This window comes from Saccharopolyspora tripterygii (assembly GCF_054778355.1).
This window is the reverse complement of record NZ_BAAGZP010000029.1, coordinates 21,510-37,826: the sequence shown is the minus strand read 5'-3', so window position 1 is coordinate 37,826 and position 16,317 is coordinate 21,510. Positions and strand designations below refer to the sequence as shown.

General features: G+C 71.3%; 17 protein-coding genes. 11 read left to right on the top strand and 6 right to left on the bottom strand.

All coding sequences use genetic code 11. The features are described 5' to 3' along the window. Positions 1-257 precede the first annotated feature (257 nt). On the top strand, positions 258-1,238 hold the full coding sequence (locus tag ACYVF3_RS21730) for a phytoene/squalene synthase family protein (protein WP_461156081.1): 981 nt from the start codon (positions 258-260) through the stop codon (positions 1,236-1,238). 69 nt (positions 1,239-1,307) lie between these two features. Next, positions 1,308-1,640: a hypothetical protein gene (locus ACYVF3_RS21725; protein ID WP_461156080.1), complete on the top strand. Its 333-nt coding sequence runs from the start codon at positions 1,308-1,310 to the stop codon at positions 1,638-1,640. Positions 1,641-1,661: 21 nt separating this feature from the next. Here the strand turns inward: ACYVF3_RS21725 and ACYVF3_RS21720 are convergent, their stop codons facing one another. Next, positions 1,662-2,819 carry a S8 family serine peptidase gene (locus tag ACYVF3_RS21720; protein WP_461156079.1) on the bottom strand — a complete coding sequence of 386 codons (1,158 nt, stop codon included), beginning with the start codon at positions 2,817-2,819 and terminating at the stop codon, positions 1,662-1,664. Positions 2,820-3,024: 205 nt separating this feature from the next. Here ACYVF3_RS21720 and ACYVF3_RS21715 point away from each other — a divergent pair, with 205 nt between their 5' ends. Continuing rightward, a complete protein-coding gene (locus ACYVF3_RS21715) occupies positions 3,025-3,450 on the top strand; it encodes a universal stress protein (protein ID WP_145739357.1) in 426 nt (141 codons plus the stop codon). A 1-nt stretch (position 3,451) separates the two neighbouring features. On the opposite strand, the gene ACYVF3_RS21710 is transcribed toward ACYVF3_RS21715, so the two are convergent. Further along, entirely contained in the window at positions 3,452-4,213 is a 762-nt protein-coding gene (locus ACYVF3_RS21710; RefSeq protein ID WP_461156078.1) for an IclR family transcriptional regulator, read from the bottom strand. Between the two features lie 159 nt (positions 4,214-4,372). Between ACYVF3_RS21710 and ACYVF3_RS21705 the strand changes: the two genes are divergently transcribed. From ACYVF3_RS21705 to ACYVF3_RS21685, 5 genes are all read left to right on the top strand, one after another. Then, on the top strand, positions 4,373-5,299 hold the full coding sequence (locus ACYVF3_RS21705; protein WP_461156077.1) for a U32 family peptidase: 927 nt from the start codon (positions 4,373-4,375) through the stop codon (positions 5,297-5,299). A gap of 265 nt (positions 5,300-5,564) precedes the next feature. Continuing rightward, on the top strand, positions 5,565-7,013 hold the full coding sequence (locus tag ACYVF3_RS21700; RefSeq protein ID WP_461156076.1) for an MFS transporter: 1,449 nt from the start codon (positions 5,565-5,567) through the stop codon (positions 7,011-7,013). Positions 7,014-7,148: 135 nt separating this feature from the next. Beyond that, positions 7,149-7,313 carry a hypothetical protein gene (locus tag ACYVF3_RS21695; RefSeq protein WP_461156075.1) on the top strand — a complete coding sequence of 55 codons (165 nt, stop codon included), beginning with the start codon at positions 7,149-7,151 and terminating at the stop codon, positions 7,311-7,313. After that, positions 7,310-7,798, top strand: coding sequence for a GNAT family N-acetyltransferase (locus tag ACYVF3_RS21690; RefSeq protein WP_461156074.1), 489 nt, complete (start codon positions 7,310-7,312; stop codon positions 7,796-7,798). The genes ACYVF3_RS21695 and ACYVF3_RS21690 overlap by 4 nt, the downstream gene beginning before the upstream one ends. Positions 7,799-7,821: 23 nt before the next feature. After that, the gene (locus ACYVF3_RS21685; protein ID WP_461156073.1) at positions 7,822-8,727 is read left to right on the top strand and encodes a pseudouridine synthase; all 906 of its coding nucleotides are present in this window, start codon (positions 7,822-7,824) and stop codon (positions 8,725-8,727) included. Between the two features lie 56 nt (positions 8,728-8,783). Here the strand turns inward: ACYVF3_RS21685 and ACYVF3_RS21680 are convergent, their stop codons facing one another. Further along, complete coding sequence (locus ACYVF3_RS21680) at positions 8,784-9,833, bottom strand: cyclase family protein (protein WP_461156072.1); 1,050 nt, start codon at positions 9,831-9,833, stop codon at positions 8,784-8,786. Positions 9,834-10,005: 172 nt separating this feature from the next. After that, positions 10,006-10,899, bottom strand: a complete 894-nt coding sequence (locus ACYVF3_RS21675; RefSeq protein WP_461156071.1) for a LysR family transcriptional regulator — start codon at positions 10,897-10,899, stop codon at positions 10,006-10,008. Between the two features lie 119 nt (positions 10,900-11,018). On the opposite strand from ACYVF3_RS21675, the gene ACYVF3_RS21670 reads away from it, so the two are divergent. Continuing rightward, complete coding sequence (locus ACYVF3_RS21670; RefSeq protein WP_461156070.1) at positions 11,019-11,957, top strand: CoA transferase subunit A; 939 nt, start codon at positions 11,019-11,021, stop codon at positions 11,955-11,957. 8 nt (positions 11,958-11,965) lie between these two features. After that, positions 11,966-12,724 carry a CoA-transferase subunit beta gene (locus ACYVF3_RS21665; RefSeq protein WP_461156069.1) on the top strand — a complete coding sequence of 253 codons (759 nt, stop codon included), beginning with the start codon at positions 11,966-11,968 and terminating at the stop codon, positions 12,722-12,724. A gap of 51 nt (positions 12,725-12,775) precedes the next feature. Here ACYVF3_RS21665 and ACYVF3_RS21660 read toward each other — a convergent pair whose 3' ends face one another. Then, positions 12,776-14,023 carry an SLC13 family permease gene (locus ACYVF3_RS21660; RefSeq protein ID WP_461156068.1) on the bottom strand — a complete coding sequence of 416 codons (1,248 nt, stop codon included), beginning with the start codon at positions 14,021-14,023 and terminating at the stop codon, positions 12,776-12,778. A 32-nt stretch (positions 14,024-14,055) separates the two neighbouring features. Next, positions 14,056-15,174, bottom strand: a complete 1,119-nt coding sequence (locus ACYVF3_RS21655; protein ID WP_461156067.1) for a PrpF domain-containing protein — start codon at positions 15,172-15,174, stop codon at positions 14,056-14,058. Between the two features lie 119 nt (positions 15,175-15,293). Here ACYVF3_RS21655 and ACYVF3_RS21650 point away from each other — a divergent pair, with 119 nt between their 5' ends. Continuing rightward, positions 15,294-16,247, top strand: coding sequence for a LysR family transcriptional regulator (locus ACYVF3_RS21650; protein WP_461156066.1), 954 nt, complete (start codon positions 15,294-15,296; stop codon positions 16,245-16,247). Positions 16,248-16,317 lie beyond the last annotated feature (70 nt).

The following is a 16,317-nucleotide window of genomic DNA, read 5'->3' as shown; positions in this document are numbered from 1 at the left end:
CGCCTGTTCGGAAGGGGTGCGGAAATAGTTCCGCGATCTTGCGTCATGGGTGCGCACCGGGCCGGTCCCGTTCACGTGGGCGGCCCTGGTTCGCGGCCCACGGGCGCGCGGGACGCAGAGGGGATTCCGCGTGTGAAATCCGCCGGGCGCGGCCGCCGTGGATGCGGCTCGCGCCCGGCGGTCCCCGCACGTGACGCCGTTCACCCCACCCCGCCACCGACGCCGCCCGCGCGGGCGCGATGTGCTGAGATTTGGCCATGGACGCGGGTGCCTGGGTGGCGGTGGGAGCACGCCGTGAACTCGACTCCGCCGGGGTTCCCGCCGACCTGCGCGAGGCCTACCTGCGCTGTCGCGCGCTCAACGCCGAGCACGGCCGCACCTACTTCCTCGCGACCCGCCTGCTGCCGCCGTCGCGGCGTCCTCCCGTGCACGCGCTCTACGGATTCGCCCGCTGGGTCGACGACATCGTCGACGAGGTCCACGAGGGCTCGACCGCCCAGCGCGCCGACCGCCTCGACGAGCTCGACCAGCGGCTGCGGGACGCGCTCAAGACCGGCACCAGCGAGCACCCGGTGCTGGCGGCGCTGGCGGACACCGTGCAGCGCCACCGGGTGGACCCGGTGCTGTTCGAGGACTTCCTGTCCTCGATGCGGATGGACCTCACCGTCACCGAGTACCCGAGCAGGACCGACCTGGAGCGCTACGTGCACGGCTCGGCCGCGGTCATCGGGATGCAGCTGCTGCCGGTGCTCGGCACGGTCGGCCCCGCCGACGAGGCCCGCGCCGCGGCCGCCGCGCTGGGCGTGGCGTTCCAGCTGACGAACTTCCTGCGCGACGTCGGCGAGGACCTCGACCGGGGACGGGTGTACCTGCCCGGCGACGAGCTGGAGGTCTTCGGCGTCGACCGGGACCGACTGCTGTGGTGCCACCGACGGGGGCGCGCCGACGGACCGGTCCGGCGCGCGCTGGCCGACCAGGTCGCGCGGACCCGCGCGCACTACCGCGCCGCCGAACCGGGCATCGCGATGCTGGCGCCCGAATCGCGCCCCTGCGTGCGCACGGCGTCGGTGCTCTACGGCGAGATCCTCGACCACGTCGTCGCTTCGGGATACGACGTGTTCCGCAGGCGGATCGCGGTCCCGGTCCCGCGCCGTTTGGCCGTGGCCGCAGGAGCGGCGGGTGTGGTGCTCGTCTCGCGCGCGGTGCGCGGAGGCTTGGGTTCCCGGTCTCGCGGGTAGTACCAGGGCAGCACGACGGTGGCGCCGGGTTGCACGACGCCTGCCTGTTCGACACCGGGGAGCCTGACGATGAGCGCACGACCCACGAGTTGGCACGACGTCAACGCGACCGCCGACATGATCACCGTCGCCGGTCAGCGCCTGCACGAGGGCACCCGCGCGATCGCGGGCAGCCCGGTGGAGGCCGCCAGGGCACGTGACGCGCTGCTGGACCTCAGCGCGGCCAGCGCCAGGCTGGCGCGCCAGCTGGACCTGCTGGCCGCCGACAGCGGCGGCGGAGGCTCGGAACCGCCCGACGTGCACGTGGCCCTCGACCAGGCGGCAGCCGCCGCCGAGGACCTGGGCAACTGCACGCGGGCGGCAGCCAGGGCGATCGAGGACGAGCTGGGCGGCGAGCAGTGACCCGCCACCCGCACTCCCCCATCACGGCGCCTGGACGATCCCGGCGCCGACGTCGGTGCCCGGCTGCGGCAGCCGCCGGGCCGACTGGGTGAGCCGCGTCCACAGCGCCCGCGCGCGATCCGGAGACTGCTGCGCGTGCAGCGCGGCGATGCCCGAGACGTGCGGGGTGGCCATGCTCGTGCCGTCGAGCTTGCGGTAGCGCTCGGCCCCGGGCCAGCTCGAGTAGACGTCCACGCCGGGTCCCACCAGGTCGACCTGCCCGACGTCGTCGACGGTGCCGCAGGAGAAGTCGGCGACCTGCAGCTGCGAGTCGACCGCGCCCACGCCCATCACCGACGGGCAGTTCGCCGGGTGCCCGACGGGGGCGATGACGCCCGCCGACCGCTGGCTCTCGTTGCCCGCCGCGGCGATGATCAGCGTTCCGCGCTCCAGCGCGCGACGCGCGACGCGTTCGAACGCCTCCGAGTACGGCTGGCCGGGCTGGGTGGGCGCGCCCAGCGACATGGACACGACCGAGCAGCTGTTGGAGATCGCCCACTCGATGCCCGACAGGATCCCGCTGTCGGAACCCGATCCGTCGTCGCCGAGGACCTTGCCCGCGTAGATGCTGGCCTCGTGCGCGATGCCGTAGCCGGGACCGGCCTGCGAGGTGCGGGGGCCGCACGCGGTGCCGATGACGTGCGTGCCGTGCCCGTGGCCGTCGTGGGCGCTCTGCCCCTCCACGAACGCCCCGGTCACGATGTCCCGGCCGGCGAAGTCCGGGTGCTGCTCGTCGAGACCGGTGTCGAGCACGGCCACCCGCACTCCCGCTCCGGTGGCGGTGGCGGCGTCGGCGCGCACGGCCTGCAACCCCCAGGTGAACTCGCCGTCCGCCGGTGGCGCCGGCTGGCCGATCGCGAACACCCTGCGCTCGGCCTCGATCCCTGCGATGGGCCCCGTTTCGCCCGCCGCGCGGGTCAGGTTCGCGAACTGCTCCTCGTCGGCGTCGATCAGCGCGACCCCGAGCTGGTGCAGCACGATCCCGCCTGCGCTGCTGAACAGCTCGCCGGGCCCGGCTCCGGCCGCGTCGGCGGTGTTGGCGCACCGGATCCCGGTCAGGCGGGTCAGCTCCCGCGTGCCGATGATCGTCGAGTCGTCCTCGAGTAGGACCAGGAATCGCCCGGTCTGGCTGGAAGTCATGTCGCTCCTCGTCGGTCGATGGCGCGGATGCGACTCATCGGTAGCGGACGGAGATCAGCGATCACAACGGAATCCCCCCGCCCCAACCCGTTCGTGTCACCGGCGCGGCTATCCATAGCGTCGACACGCCGCGCGCCGCGGAGCGGACTGGACTCGATCGCCCGCGCGTACTTCCATGGGGACAAAGCCAACGCGGGAGGTCGTCATGACGGACCACGGCAGGATCGTCGTCGGCGTGGACGGATCGGAACCCTCGAAGTGCGCCATGCGCTGGGCGCTCAAGCAGGCCGCGCTCACCGGCTCCTCGGTGCGCGCGATCAGCGCCTGGGAGTTCCCGGCGTTCTACTCCTGGGAGGGCGGCCCGATGCCGCCGGACGACTTCGAGGACTCCGCCCGGCAGTGCCTGGACGACACGGTCTCGGAGTTCCAGCAGGCCGATTCGGAGGTGACCATCGAGCGCGAGCTGGTGCACGGGCACGCCGCCCAGGCCCTCATCGACGCCTCGGCCGAGGCCGACCTGCTGGTCGTCGGCAGCAGGGGCCACGGCAGCTTCTACGGCGCGTTGCTGGGCTCGGTCAGCCAGCGCTCAGCACTGCACTCCAAGTGCCCGGTGGTCATCGTCCGGCACTGAATCAGGCGGTGTGGCCGAGCCTTTCCGACAAGGCCGCGGCACCTTCGCGGACCAGGTCGCGGAGCGCGGACTCGGTTTCGTCGTTCCAGCGCAGGATCGGTACCGAGATGCTCATGGCGGCGACGATCTCACCGCTGGTGTCGCGGACCGGGGCAGCCACGCACGCGACCGATTCGTTGGACTCGCAGTACTCGCGGGCCACGCCGTTCTCGGCGATCTCGTCGAGCTCCTTGCGCAGCGCCTTGCGGTTGGTGATGCTGTGCCCGGTCATCGGGTCGAGCTTGTGCCCGCTGTAGATCTCCTCGACCTCCGCGTGCGGCAGCGCGGCCAGCAGCGTCTTGCCCAGGGCCGTGCAGTGCGCGGGCAGCCGGCGCCCGACGGCGGAGACCATCCGCACCGGGTGGCTGCTGTCCACCTTGGAGACGTAGAGGACGTCGGCGCCGTCGCGCACGCCCACGTGGACGGTCTCCTGGCAGCGCTCGGCGATCTCCTCGGCGACCAGCTGGCCCTCCTTGGCCAGGTCCAGCCGCTCGGCGTAGGCCGAGCCGAGCTGGAAGCTGCGCACGCCCAGCCGGTACTTGTTGGTGGCGCGCCCGGTGGGCATCAGGTAACCCCGCTCGTTGAGCGTGCCGACCAGTTCGTGCACCGTGGTGCGGGGAAGACCGAGCTGCGCGGTGATCTCCGGCGCGCTGAGCTCATCGGTCTCCAGGAACAGTTCGAGGACGTCGAACGCCCGCTCCACGGCTGGTACCGCTCGTGCCAACGCTGCCGCTCCTTCCGCTCTGGCCAACCTCGCGGATGACCGATATTTCGAACATCGTACCTGATTTCGATCGCCGTCCGAGCTGTCGTCTTGACCACCCTTCGTTCGCGACCATACGATTTTGCGAACGTTGTTCGGAATGTCGAACGGAGAACCCAGGTGCGCCAGACGCGTGACTTCCTGCGAACCCTCGGTCTGCCCACCGACGACACCGCCGCCACCAGCGACAAGAGATTTCCCGACGGCGCCCTGTACCGGGTGGAGATCCCCAGCACCGAAGGCCCCGAGGTGCTCGACGCGGTGCTCGCCGAGGCCGACGCGCGCGGGATCCTCGTGCACCGGATCTCCCAGGGCAGCGGCGGAATGCTGCTCACCGACGACGAACTCGCCGCCATGGCCACCACCGCCGCCGCCCGCTCGATCGAGGTGAGCCTGTTCGCACGACCGCTGGCGGGCTGGGACACCGGCGCGATGGCGGTCTCCTCCGGCGGCGCCCCGGTCGCCGGGCAGGCGCGCGGGACCGAGCAGCTGGTGCACGTGCTGGAGGACGTCCGCCGCAGCGCCGAAGCCGGCATCCGCAGCGTGCTGATCACCGACCTCGGCGTGCTCAAGGTCGCCTCGGCAATGCGTGAGGCCGGGGACCTGCCGCCCGACCTGCAGTTCAAGATCAGCGTCCAGATGGGCTTGGCGAACCCGGCGTCGGTGCGCATCGCCGAGGACCTGGGCGCCGACACCTACAACGTGCCCACCGACCTCAGCATCGGACAGCTGGCCGCCTTGCGCGCCGCCACCGACCTGCCGCTGGACGTCTACGTCGAAGCCCCCGACGACATGGGCGGGTTCGTCCGGCACTTCGAGATCGCCGAGATCGTGCGCGTCGCCGCGCCGGTCCACGTCAAGTTCGGCCTGCGCAACGCCCCGAACATCTACCCCAGCGGCACCCATCTCACCCACACCGCCGTCGCGCTCGGCCGCGAACGGGTCCGACGCGCTCAGCTGGGCCTGGGGCTGCTGCACCGCTACTCCCCCGACGCCGTCGGCTCGGACCTCCCCGCCGAAGGACTGGCCGTACCCGTCACCGGCTAAGAGGTGTTGGGAATGCGGCGGAGCCGCTGTTTCAGGTGCGGGACTCAGCCCGCACCGCCGCGGGTTCGCCATCGCCTTCGTGGCGAGTACGCCGGGACGCGGATGTCCACCCCGGGGGTAAGCGACATCCTCGAGGAGCGGCGCACGGAGTCCACGAAGGCGATCAGGTTCCGCTACCCGCACCGCCACGCAAACCAATCCATAAACAGCGACTAGCCCGGCCGCGCGATTTTCCCGGGGCGGCCGGGGAGCCTATCGTCGGCCCGTGTCCACCGCCGTTGCGCTGCGCTCCCGATCCGGCCGCTGGATCCTGCTGGCCACCATCTTCGGCTCCGGGGTCGCGTTCCTCGACGGGTCGGTGGTCAACGTGGCGCTGCCGGCGATCGGCCGCGACGTCGGCGGAGGCCTGCGCGTCCTGCAGTGGGTCCTCGACGCCTACCTGCTCACCCTGAGCGCCCTGCTGCTGCTCGGCGGCGCGCTGGGTGACCGCTACGGGCGGCGGCGGGTGTTCACGATCGGTCTCGTGGTGTTCACCCTCGCCTCGCTGGGCTGCGGGCTCGCATCGACCGGCGAGGTCCTGATCATCGCGCGGCTGGTGCAGGGCGTCGGCGGGGCGCTGCTGGTGCCCGGCAGCCTCGCGCTGATCAACGCCTCCATCGACCCGGACGACCGCGGTGAGGCCGTCGGCCGCTGGGCGGGGCTGACCGGTGTGTCCTCGGCGGTCGGCCCCTTCGTCGGGGGCTGGCTGGTGGACGCGGCGTCCTGGCGGTGGGTGTTCCTCATCAACGTGCCGATCGCGGCCGCCGCGCTGCTGGCGCTGCGCCACGTACCCGAGACGCGCGACCCGAACGCCTCCGGGCGCCTGGACATCGGTGGCGCGGTGGCCGTCACCGCCGGGCTCACCGGGACGATCTTCGCCCTGATCGAGGTCCCGACCACCGGCTGGAACCCCCTGTCCGCCACGGCCGCGGTGGTCGGGGTGGCCTCGCTCGTGGTGTTCCCGATGCTGGAAGCCCGTCATCCCAGCCCGCTGCTGCCGCTGTCGCTGCTGCGCTCCCGGCAGTTCTCCGGCGCGAACGCGGTGACCCTGGCGGTGTACGCGGCGCTCAGCGGCGCGCTGTTCCTGCTGTCGCTGCAGCTCCAGCAGTCGATGGGCTACTCGGCGCTGGAAGCGGGCATCGCCACGCTGCCGATCACGATCATCATGCTGCTGCTCTCCGGCAGGGTCGGTGCGCTGGCGCAGCGAACCGGCGTGCGCGTTCCGATGACGGTCGGTCCGCTCGGCTGCGCTGCCGGACTGCTGCTGCTCACCCGCGCACAGGCCGGTGCCACCTACCTGGCCGGGGTACTGCCCGGCCTCCTGGTGTTCGGGGTGGGACTGTCGATCACGGTGGCGCCGCTGACCGCGGCCGTGCTGGGGTCGGTCGGGCCGGAACGCGGCGGAGTCGCCTCAGGCGTCAACAACGCGGTCTCCCGCATGGCGGGGTTGCTCGCGGTGGCGGTGCTGCCCGTGGTCGCGGGGCTGACCGGCACCGGGGACGGCGCTCCGCTGGGGCCGGGGTTCACCACCGCCCTGCACATCTCGGCAGCCCTGTGCGCGGCGGGCGGAGTGATCGCGGCTCTCACGGTCGGCCGGGGCGGCAAGGTCGAGACCCCTCCCCTGCCCGGCCTCAACCACGCGTGTCAGGACCCGTCCTGCGAGTGCCGCGACTGATTCGAACGCCTCTGCTCACTGTGCTCACCACGCCGAAGCTACGGACGCCGCGCCCCACGGATTAAGGCACAAAGTCACCGTTTCGGCCGTCGCCTTCATCACCCCGCGGGAGCGCGGATGTGATGAGATCAAGACATGAGACGAGGTCGACGCGGCCATCCGTGCGAGGTGCCCACCCAGATCGGGTTGTGGCGGTGCCCGGAGTGCGGCCAGCAGTGGGAGATCCACGGCATCGAGGGGAATCCGCAGATCCGCAAGGTGAGCCGCGTCGGGTGGTTCATCGCGAAGTTGCTGGGATGAGCGCCGTGACCGAACCGCTGCTCGTCGGCTCGGTGGAGTACCGGGTCCAGCGGGCCGCGCAGGACGACCTGCCGTCGATCGTCGGGCTCCTGGTCGACGACGAGCTCGGGTCGACGCGGGAGTCGGCGACCGACCTCGCGCCCTACCGGGAGGCGTTCGCCGCGATCGACGCCGATCCCGCTCAGCTGCTCGTCGCGGTGAAGGACCCCGACGGGGGTGTTGCCGGCACCCTGCAGCTGACGTTCATCCCGGGGCTGGCCCGCCGGGGCGCGCTGCGCGCCCAGATCGAGGCGGTGCGGGTGCACGCCGCGCACCGCGGTCGCGGCCTCGGCGCCGCGCTGTTCGGCTGGGCCGTCGAGGAGGCCCGGCGACGCGGGTGCGCGCTGGTGCAGCTCACCACCGACAAGACGCGCGCCGACGCGCACCGCTTCTACGACCGGATCGGCTTCACCGCCTCCCACGAGGGCTACAAGATGAGCCTGTGACCTGTGGCTATGCTGGTCCGACCATGCGCCGCAAGCTCCGCTCACCGCTGCCCCAGCGCGACGGCCTCGACCCGGTCCGGCTGCACCTGCCCACCGACGGGCGCTGGTCCCGCGTCCGGGACTTCCTCGTCGACCGGCTCGCCAAGGTCCCCGCGGAGGTCGTCGACGAGATGCTGCGCACCGGGCGCTTCGTCACCCACGACGGACCGCTCGGCGCGGAAGACCCGTACCGGCCCGGCGGTTTCGTGTGGTTCCACCGCGATGTCGCGCCGGAGGTACCGGTTCCGTTCGACCTGGAGGTGCTGCACCGCGACGAGCACGTCCTGGTCGTCGACAAGCCGCACTTCCTGGCCACGACTCCGCGCGGCGGGCACGTCACCGAGACCGCCCTCGTCCGACTGCGCACGCAGCTCGACCTGCCGGACCTCTCGCCGGCCCACCGGCTGGACCGGGCCACGGCCGGAGTGCTGCTGCTGGTGATCGACCCGGCGCTGCGCGGCGCGTACCAGACGCTCTTCCACGACCGGCGGGTCGAGAAGGTCTACGAGGCCATCGCCCCGCACGACCCGCTGCTGACGTTCCCCCGGACCGCGAGCAGCCGGATCGTCAAGCACCGGGGCGTGCTGGCCGCGGTCGAGGAACCCGGCGCCCCCAACGCCGAAACCCGCGTCGAGCTCCTGGAGCAGCGCGGGTCCTTCGCCCGCTACCGGTTGCACCCCCGCACCGGACGCACCCACCAGCTCCGGGTGCACCTCAACTCGCTGGGCCTGCCCATCGTCGGCGACGACCTCTACCCCGAGGTCCGGCCGAAGGCTGACGACGACTTCACCGACCCGCTCCAGCTGCTGGCCCGCTCGCTGGAATTCCCCGATCCCCGCACCGGAGAACTCCGCCGCTTCGAATCACGCCGAGCCCTGCACTGGCCCTGACTTTCCGGGTCCCGTTTCGAAGTTTTCATGAAAACTTCGCGCGGAACCCAGTCGGGTCAGAAGGTGGCGACCGGGGTCGTCGGGGAACCGACCGCTCCCGGCAGGTTGAGGGGTGGTGCGGTGAGCAGGAAGCGGGATCGGCCCAGCCGCCGCAGGTCCTCGGCCAGCGGCGTGAGGTGCCAGAGCTCACCCAGGTGCACGCCGAGCTTGAACAGGCAGTGGTGGTGCAGCGGCAGTGCGGGTGCCGGCGGATCGGCGGGCCGTGACGGGAGGTTCTCGACGGCGTAGTTGTCGGCGATCAGCGCGCTCAGCCCGGTGTCGGTGATCCACTGCAGCAGCCGTTCGTCGCGCCCGTCGAGGGTCGCGCACGCCCCGTGCAGGACATCGGGGTCAGGATCGCCGCCCATCTCGACGATGCGCTGCGCGAAACCGGTGTGCAGGCAGACGAGATCGCCTTGCTCGACCTCCACTCCGTCGGCGGCCATGATCTCGGCGAGGGTGTCGTAGCCGACGACCTCGCGCCCGTCGCCGAGGTGGTGGCGCAGGTCGATGAGCACGCCTCGACCCTGCGCACCGGTGCGGGCGAGGGAGTCGATGCCGATCGGCCCGCCGGACGAGGTGGTCTGATCGTGCGGGCCGCCGAGTCCCGCGTCCTCCGCTTCGGACGGTCCGACGACGTGCTCACCGGCCCGAAACCCGTTGTAGAAGACCGGTTCCGGGATGCCGTCGCCGTCGGCGTCGAACAGCGCTCCGGCGTGGGCGAAGGAGTCCCACTGCGTGGAGTACTGCAGGTGCAGCACGACGAGGTCGTCGCAGAGCACGTCGGTGGTTCCGTCGACCTTGTCGCGCAGCTCGTAGTTGAAGTTGATCTCGCCGTAGCGCCGGGTCGGCCGGAGCACGGGCGGGAACCGGTTGGGGTTCAAGGCGTTCCCGCCCGGCAGCGTCAGCGGCAGGCTCAGGGTCCGGCTGATGCCTTCGCGCACTTCGGCCGCCGCGGCCCGCACCCGCTGCGGTGTCAGCAGGTTCATCCGCCCCGCGGTGTCGTCGGGGCCGAAATCACCCCAGTTGGACCCTTCCGGTCGTCGAGCCCAGCGTTCTCCGGTCACCGCCGCCTCCCGGGTTGTCGCGCGCGTCGCAGCTGAGCAGGGCGCTCAGCCCACCGGGAAGACCGGGGACGCCAGCACTGCTCCGGCGTCGCCCGTCGATCCCGGTGATCGCGGGCAACGGTGGCAGGCCGAACGCGGAGGCGTCCACCGCGACATGAAACCGCTGTTCCGATTACCCGGGGGTGGGCAGCGCGGCCTCGGCGATGTCGAGCACGGTGTGCAGGGCGGCGTTGGTGTTGTCCTGGCGCCAGGCCAGCGCCGCCCGCAGCCGGGTCGGCCGGCCCGCGAGCTTGCGGTAGACCAGGCCGGTCTGCTGGATGTGCTGGCAGGACGTCAGCGTCAGCGTGACCCCGACACCGGCCGCGACCAGCGCGAGGATCGTGTAGGAGTCCGGCGCCTCCTGCACCACGCGCGGGGTGAAACCGCCTGCCACGCACGCCTTCACCAGCGCGTCGCGCAGCGTGGACCCGGCGTTGGAGGGGAAGCTGACGAAGGGTTCGGCCGCGAGCTCGGCGATCGGGACGCGGTCGAGCTCGGCCAGGCGGTGGTCGGTGGGCAGCGCGCAGATGAGCTCTTCGACCTCGATGACGCGCGTGTTGACGCCGGGCTGGCTAACCGGCAGCCGCACGAATCCGAGGTCCAGAGTTCCGTCGGCGACCTTGGCCAGGGCGACGTCGGCGTAGGTCTGCCCGCGCATCACCAGTTCCAGGCCGGGGTGGGCGGCGCGCACGGCGCGGGTCAGCACCGGCAGGGCTTCGTGGCTGGAGGCGCCGGCGAACCCGACGGTGACCCGTCCGCGCTCCCCTCGCCCGGCGGCCCTCGCCGCGCCGATGGCGATGTCGACGTCGTCGAGCACCGCGCGCGCCGGTTCCAGGAAGGACTCACCGGCGTTGGTCAGCCGGACCGAGCGGGTGTTGCGCTCGAACAACCGCACGCCCAGCTCCTTCTCCAGCTGCCTGATCTGCTGGCTCAGCGGTGGCTGGGCCATCTGCAGCCGTTTGGCGGCGCGGCCGAAGTGCAGCTCTTCGGCGACCGCGACGAAGGCGGTCAAGTAGCGCAGCTCCACACCGAACCCCGATCCATTCGTCCCTGCTCTGGATCTGACACTAATTCGGTATTGGACCTGTCTCAATCCGGGGTGGCAGGCTGAGCCGCAGGCGCAGGAGCGAGACCGCTGGGGGATCGATGCCGCAGGTCAGCAAGCCGGACAAGACGAGATCGATGCGAGACGCCATCGCCGAGTTCGTCGTCGACGGCGCCACGGTGTCGTTGGAGGGCTTCACGCACCTGATCCCGACCGCGGCCGGGCACGAGATCATCCGGCAGGGACGCCGCGACCTGACCATCGCGCGGATGACCGCCGACGTCGTCACCGATCAGCTCATCGCCGGTGACTGCGTGAGCGGGCTGATCTCCTCGTTCGTCGGCAACTCCACCGCTGGTTCGCTCGGCGAGCTGCGCCGGAGGGTCGAGGCGGGAGCGCTGGAGTTCTCCGAGCACAGCCACTACGGCATGATCTGCCGCTACCTGGCCGGGGCTCAGCGGCTGCCGTTCTACCCGCTGCGCTCCTACGCGGGCAGCGACGTGCCGGGCATCAACCCCGGCATCCGCAAGGTCACCTCGCCCTTCCCCGGCCCGGACGGCGGTGAGGAGCAGATCTACGTTGTGCCCCCGCTGAACCCGGACGTGACGATCGTGCAGGCGCAGCGCGCGGACCGGGCGGGCAACACCCAGATCTGGGGGCTGACCGGCATCCAGGCCGAGGCCGTCTACGCGGCGCGCACGGCGATCGTGGTGGTCGAGGAGGTGGTGGCCGACGAGGTGATCCGCTCCGACCCCAACCGCACGGTGATCCCGGCTCACGCGGTGGACGCGGTCGTGGAGTGCCCGCGCGGCGCGCATCCGGCGTTCGTGCAGGGCTACTACGACCGCGACGGCGAGTTCTACCGCGAGTGGTCGCGGATCAGCGGCGACGAGGCCCGGTTGCGGGAGTGGCTGGACGAGTGGGTGCTGGGCACCTCCGACCACGCCGAGTACGTCGCCAAGCTCGGCGAGCAGCGCTGGGCCCGCCTCGCCGTCGGTGAGGCGTGGAGCGAGCCGGTCAACTACGGCCGCAGGCTGTGAGGAGGACCATGTCGATCACGTCGTCAGAGCTGCTGGCTTCGGTCGCGTCACGCGAACTCGCCGGTGCGAACACGGTTTTCGCCGGGATCGGACTCCCGACGCTGGCGGTGTCGCTGGCGCAGAAGACCGTGTCACCGGACGTGGAGATCGTCTACGAGTCCGGGGTCTGCGGTGCGCATCCCGCGCAGCTGCCGGAAACGATCGCCGACGCGGTGCTGATCACCGATTCCGAGGCGGTGCTGCCGATGACCGCGCTGTTCGGGTACGTGCTGCAGGGCGGCCGGATCGACGTCGGGTTCCTGGGCGCCGCGCAGATCGACCGCTTCGGCAACCTCAACTCCTCGGTGATCGGCGATTGGCACTCCCCCGACGTCCGGCTGCCCGGTTCGGGCGGCGCGATGGAGGTCATGGCCAACTCCGGCGAGGTCTTCGTGGTGATGCGCCGCCACGACCCGCGCTCGTTCACCGCCGAGCTCGACTTCTGCACCTCACCCGGCCCGGATCGCGCGCTCGCCGACGGGATCCGCCCGCGCGGCAAGGGCGTCACCCGCGTCATCACCGAGCTCGGCATCCTCGCCCGCGACGGCGTCGGCGAACAGCTGCGCCTGGTGGCCGTCCACCCTGGCGTCACCGCCGAACAGGTCCGCGCGGCCACCGGCTGGGACCTGCAGGTCGCCGACGACCTCACCACCATCACCCCGCCCTCGGAAGCCGAACTCCACCTCCTGCGCGACGAAGTCGATCCCGACCGCGTCTACCTGAGGTGAAGGCGGGTGGTGCGTTCCGAGGAGCGCACCACCCGCCGCAGCGCAGGTCGGTCAGAACGCGTTGGGGAGCACCAGGAATCCCCACGCCAGCGCCGGACCGGCACCGACGATCCCGGCCGTGTAGCCGATGATCTGCCGGTAGAAGCGCCCCCGGTCCACTCCCCTGGCGTTGCTGAGCACCAGGGCGCCGTTGGTGGAGAACGGCGAGGTGTCCACGATCGTCGTGGAGATCGCCAGCGCGGCCACCAGTCCGGCCGCGCTCAGGTGGCTCGACAGCAGCAGTGGCACGGCGATCGGGATGATGGCGGTGAGGATCGCCGTGGAGGAGGCGAACGCCGACACGATCGCCACCACGAAGCACAGCAGCAACGCGACGAACAACGGCGCGCCCATGTCGGCCGCTCCGTGCGAGATCGCCTCGATCGTGCCCGCCTTCTCCAGGATCTCCACGTAGGTGACCATGCCCGCGACCAGCAGGATCGTGGACCAGCTGATGCCGTCGACGGCCTTGGCCTGGTTGCGGATGTCGATCAGCGTCAGCGCGGTGGCAGCCAGCAGGGCCAGGAAACCGATCTCCAGGTGGAACACCAGCGCACCGACGACCAAGCCGGCCAGGGCCACGAGCGTCACCGCCTGGCGCCACGTGATGCCCGTCGCGGCATCGTCCTCACCCTCGGGCGCGGCGGCCGCGCCACCACCGCGGCGGAATCCGCCGAACGCGAAGAAGGTGATCAGAGACAGCAGCAGGTTGAACCCGAAGCTGGCCGCGAACAGCGCGGTCGCCGAGATGTTCAGCGGCGTCTGTTCGACCATCCCGAGCACCAGCGCACCGGAGACCGCGATCGGGGAGAACGCTCCGGCGTGGGCGCCGCTGATGACCATCATGCCGGCCATGAGCTGGCTGAGGCCGAAGCGGTGCGCGAAGTTGAGGCCCACCGGAGCCAGCAGCGCCACCGCGGCCGGTGTGAAGGTGCCGAAGGCCGTCAGCACCGCCGCGACCGCGAACAGCACCCAGGGGATCAGCGCCGCCTTGCCCCGGACCAGCTTGATCCCGGTGCGCACGACCACGTCGATCGTCCCGTTGCGCTGGGCGACCGAGAACAGGTAGGTGACGCCGACGATGGTGACGAACAGCGAGACCGGGAATCCCTCGAAGATCTCGTCCTCGCTGAGGCCGAGCGCCGAGGTCCCCACCAGGAAGGCCCCGGTGAAGGCGAGGAGGCCGATGTTGATGGGCAACACCGTGGCCACCACGAACATGACGCCCAAGGCGCAGATGGAGATCATTTCAGCAGACATCGTTGTCCCATGCTCTTCGAGTTCGGCGAATGTTAGGCGGTGGCGAGGTCGGGCACCAGGAGGTCCGCCTCGCAGAGGATTCGTGCGGCGCGCCGCACCGTGACCCGTTGCGGCACGCCTCCTGCGAGGTCGGCGCAGGTCACCTCGACGACCCCGGCGGGCGTTCCGATCCGCAACGCCGGGCCGGATGCCGTGGCGACCTCGTGCACGACCGATTTCTCCAGCAGCGCGGCGACCGCCACGCCGACCGCGGAGGTGAGTCCGATGGCCGGGTGCGGCGAGTTCATCGACAGCATCCGGACCGACACGTCGTGGTCGGCGCGATCGATGTCGTCGCCCAAGGAGCTGCGGTACCCGCGCGGCTTCCCGACCAGGCCGACCTTGGGGATCGCGTCACCGGGATCGGCTCCCGGTCCGGTGAGCCCCATGAGGCCCGCCGCCTGCCCGCGCACCGCCCGCAACGGCGCGACCAGGTCGCGCATGTCGGCGAGGGTCTCGGCCCCGGTGCGCCCGACCGTCGCAGCGTCCAGCAGCGCGACCGGTGCGCCCGCATCGATCAGGCTGGCCGCGACGGGACGGCCGTTGAAGGACAGCTCGTCGACGACGGCGCCGGTCGGCGTCACCGAGCCGGTGCTGCGTCCCGCCGGGTCCAGAAAGGTGAGACCGACGGCGACTCCACCGGCCCGGGTGCCCGGCACCGTCTGGTCGCCGAACTCGTGGACCCTGCCGCCCGCGGTGTCCACGACCGCTTCCAGCACCGCACCGGTGTTGACGTTGCGCAGCCGGACCCGGGTCGCGTCCCCGACCACCGGCACGATCCCGCGGTCCACCGCCCAGAGCGCGATCGCGGTGGCGCAGTTGCCGCAGTTGCTGCCCCACTCGACGCGGCCGACACCGATTCCGACCTGCCCGAACAGGTACTCCACGTCGACGTCACCGGTCACCGCGCGACGCACCACGGCGGCCTTGGAGGTGGTGGGGGTCGCGCCTCCCACGCCGTCGAGCTGCACCGGATCGGCTGCGCCGTAAGCGCTGACGAGCAGTCCCTCCAGCTCGGCCGGAGCCGAATCGATCGTCGTCGGCAGCGACGACTCGTCGAACAGCCAGCACTTGCTGGTTCCACCGCGGACCAGCGTTGCGGGAACGTGCACCGGGAACTTCCTTCCAGAGCGGATCTTTCGGCGTTCACCGTGACCCGGGGAAGGGTTGAGTACAATGTCCGATGTCTAATCCCGACTTAACCTCGGCTAAACCCGGCTGAGCAGCGGAGGTGCCCGTGCTCGACGTCCGCAGGGTGTTGTTGCTGGTGGAGGCGGCCGAACGGGGCTCGCTGACAGCCGCCGCCGAGGCGCTCGCGATCACGCCCTCAGCCGCCTCGCAGCAGATGTCCCGATTGGAGAGCGAGGTCGGCCAGCCCTTGCTGCACCGCCAGCCGCGCGGTGTCCGGTTGACCGACGCCGGAGCGGCGCTGGCCGAGCGCGGCCGGTCGATACGGCGCGAACTCCGGGCAGCGCAAGCGGATCTGGACTCCCTGATCACATTGGACAGAGGAACGCTGCGGTTGGGTTCCTTCCCCACGGCAAGCGCTTCCCTGCTGCCGCTCGCTCTCACCCGGTTCTCCCGCAAGCACCCGGGACTGCGGGCGACGGTGCACTCCGCGCTGCTCGCCGACCTGCTGGAGCTGCTGCACACGGGCGAGATCGAGCTGGCGATGCTGTGGGACTACGAGTGGAACCGCATCCAGGACCCCGCGCTGGCGATCGACCACCTGCTGGACGACCCGACGGTGCTGGTCGTGCCCGCCAACTCGGAGCTGCTCGACGAGCCTTCCATCGGGCTGGCCGACCTCGCCGACCACCAGTGGATCATCCGGGCCGACAACCACCCGGTGGCCGAGGTGCTGCGGCGCAGCTGCCGCCTCGCCGGGTTCGAGCCCATGATCTCCTACGAGTCCCAGGACTACCAGGAGGCGCAGGCGATGGTCGCGGCCGGGCTCGGGATCGCCATCGCGCCCCGGCTGGCGCTGACCAACCGCCGCAACGACGTCCGGTTGCTCCACTTCGCCACCGACGTTCCCGCGCCGACCCGCCGGATCCTCCTGGCGCGCATGGCTTACCGCGATCCGACCCCCGCGACCACGGCGATGACCGAGATCCTGCACGCGGTCTCGCAGCGGTTCACCGACGACAACCTGCACCGCAGCCAGCTCGGCACGGTCCGCTGAGGAGGTGCACGCGTTCGGACGGCGCGCTGGACCCGGCAGGCTCCATGACCCACGATCGCAGCGGGCGCAG

Excerpts from the sequence above, each read along its gene's own strand:
- ACYVF3_RS21730 (WP_461156081.1), top strand. The coding sequence starts at position 258 with ATGGACGCGGGTGCCTGGGTGGCGGTGGGAGCACGCCGTGAACTCGAC.
- ACYVF3_RS21725 (WP_461156080.1), top strand. The coding sequence starts at position 1,308 with ATGAGCGCACGACCCACGAGTTGGCACGACGTCAACGCGACCGCCGAC.
- ACYVF3_RS21720 (WP_461156079.1), bottom strand. The coding sequence starts at position 2,819 with ATGACTTCCAGCCAGACCGGGCGATTCCTGGTCCTACTCGAGGACGAC.
- ACYVF3_RS21715 (WP_145739357.1), top strand. The coding sequence starts at position 3,025 with ATGACGGACCACGGCAGGATCGTCGTCGGCGTGGACGGATCGGAACCC.
- ACYVF3_RS21695 (WP_461156075.1), top strand. The coding sequence starts at position 7,149 with ATGAGACGAGGTCGACGCGGCCATCCGTGCGAGGTGCCCACCCAGATC.
- ACYVF3_RS21690 (WP_461156074.1), top strand. The coding sequence starts at position 7,310 with ATGAGCGCCGTGACCGAACCGCTGCTCGTCGGCTCGGTGGAGTACCGG.
- ACYVF3_RS21685 (WP_461156073.1), top strand. The coding sequence starts at position 7,822 with ATGCGCCGCAAGCTCCGCTCACCGCTGCCCCAGCGCGACGGCCTCGAC.
- ACYVF3_RS21670 (WP_461156070.1), top strand. The coding sequence starts at position 11,019 with ATGCCGCAGGTCAGCAAGCCGGACAAGACGAGATCGATGCGAGACGCC.
- ACYVF3_RS21665 (WP_461156069.1), top strand. The coding sequence starts at position 11,966 with ATGTCGATCACGTCGTCAGAGCTGCTGGCTTCGGTCGCGTCACGCGAA.
- ACYVF3_RS21660 (WP_461156068.1), bottom strand. The coding sequence starts at position 14,023 with ATGTCTGCTGAAATGATCTCCATCTGCGCCTTGGGCGTCATGTTCGTG.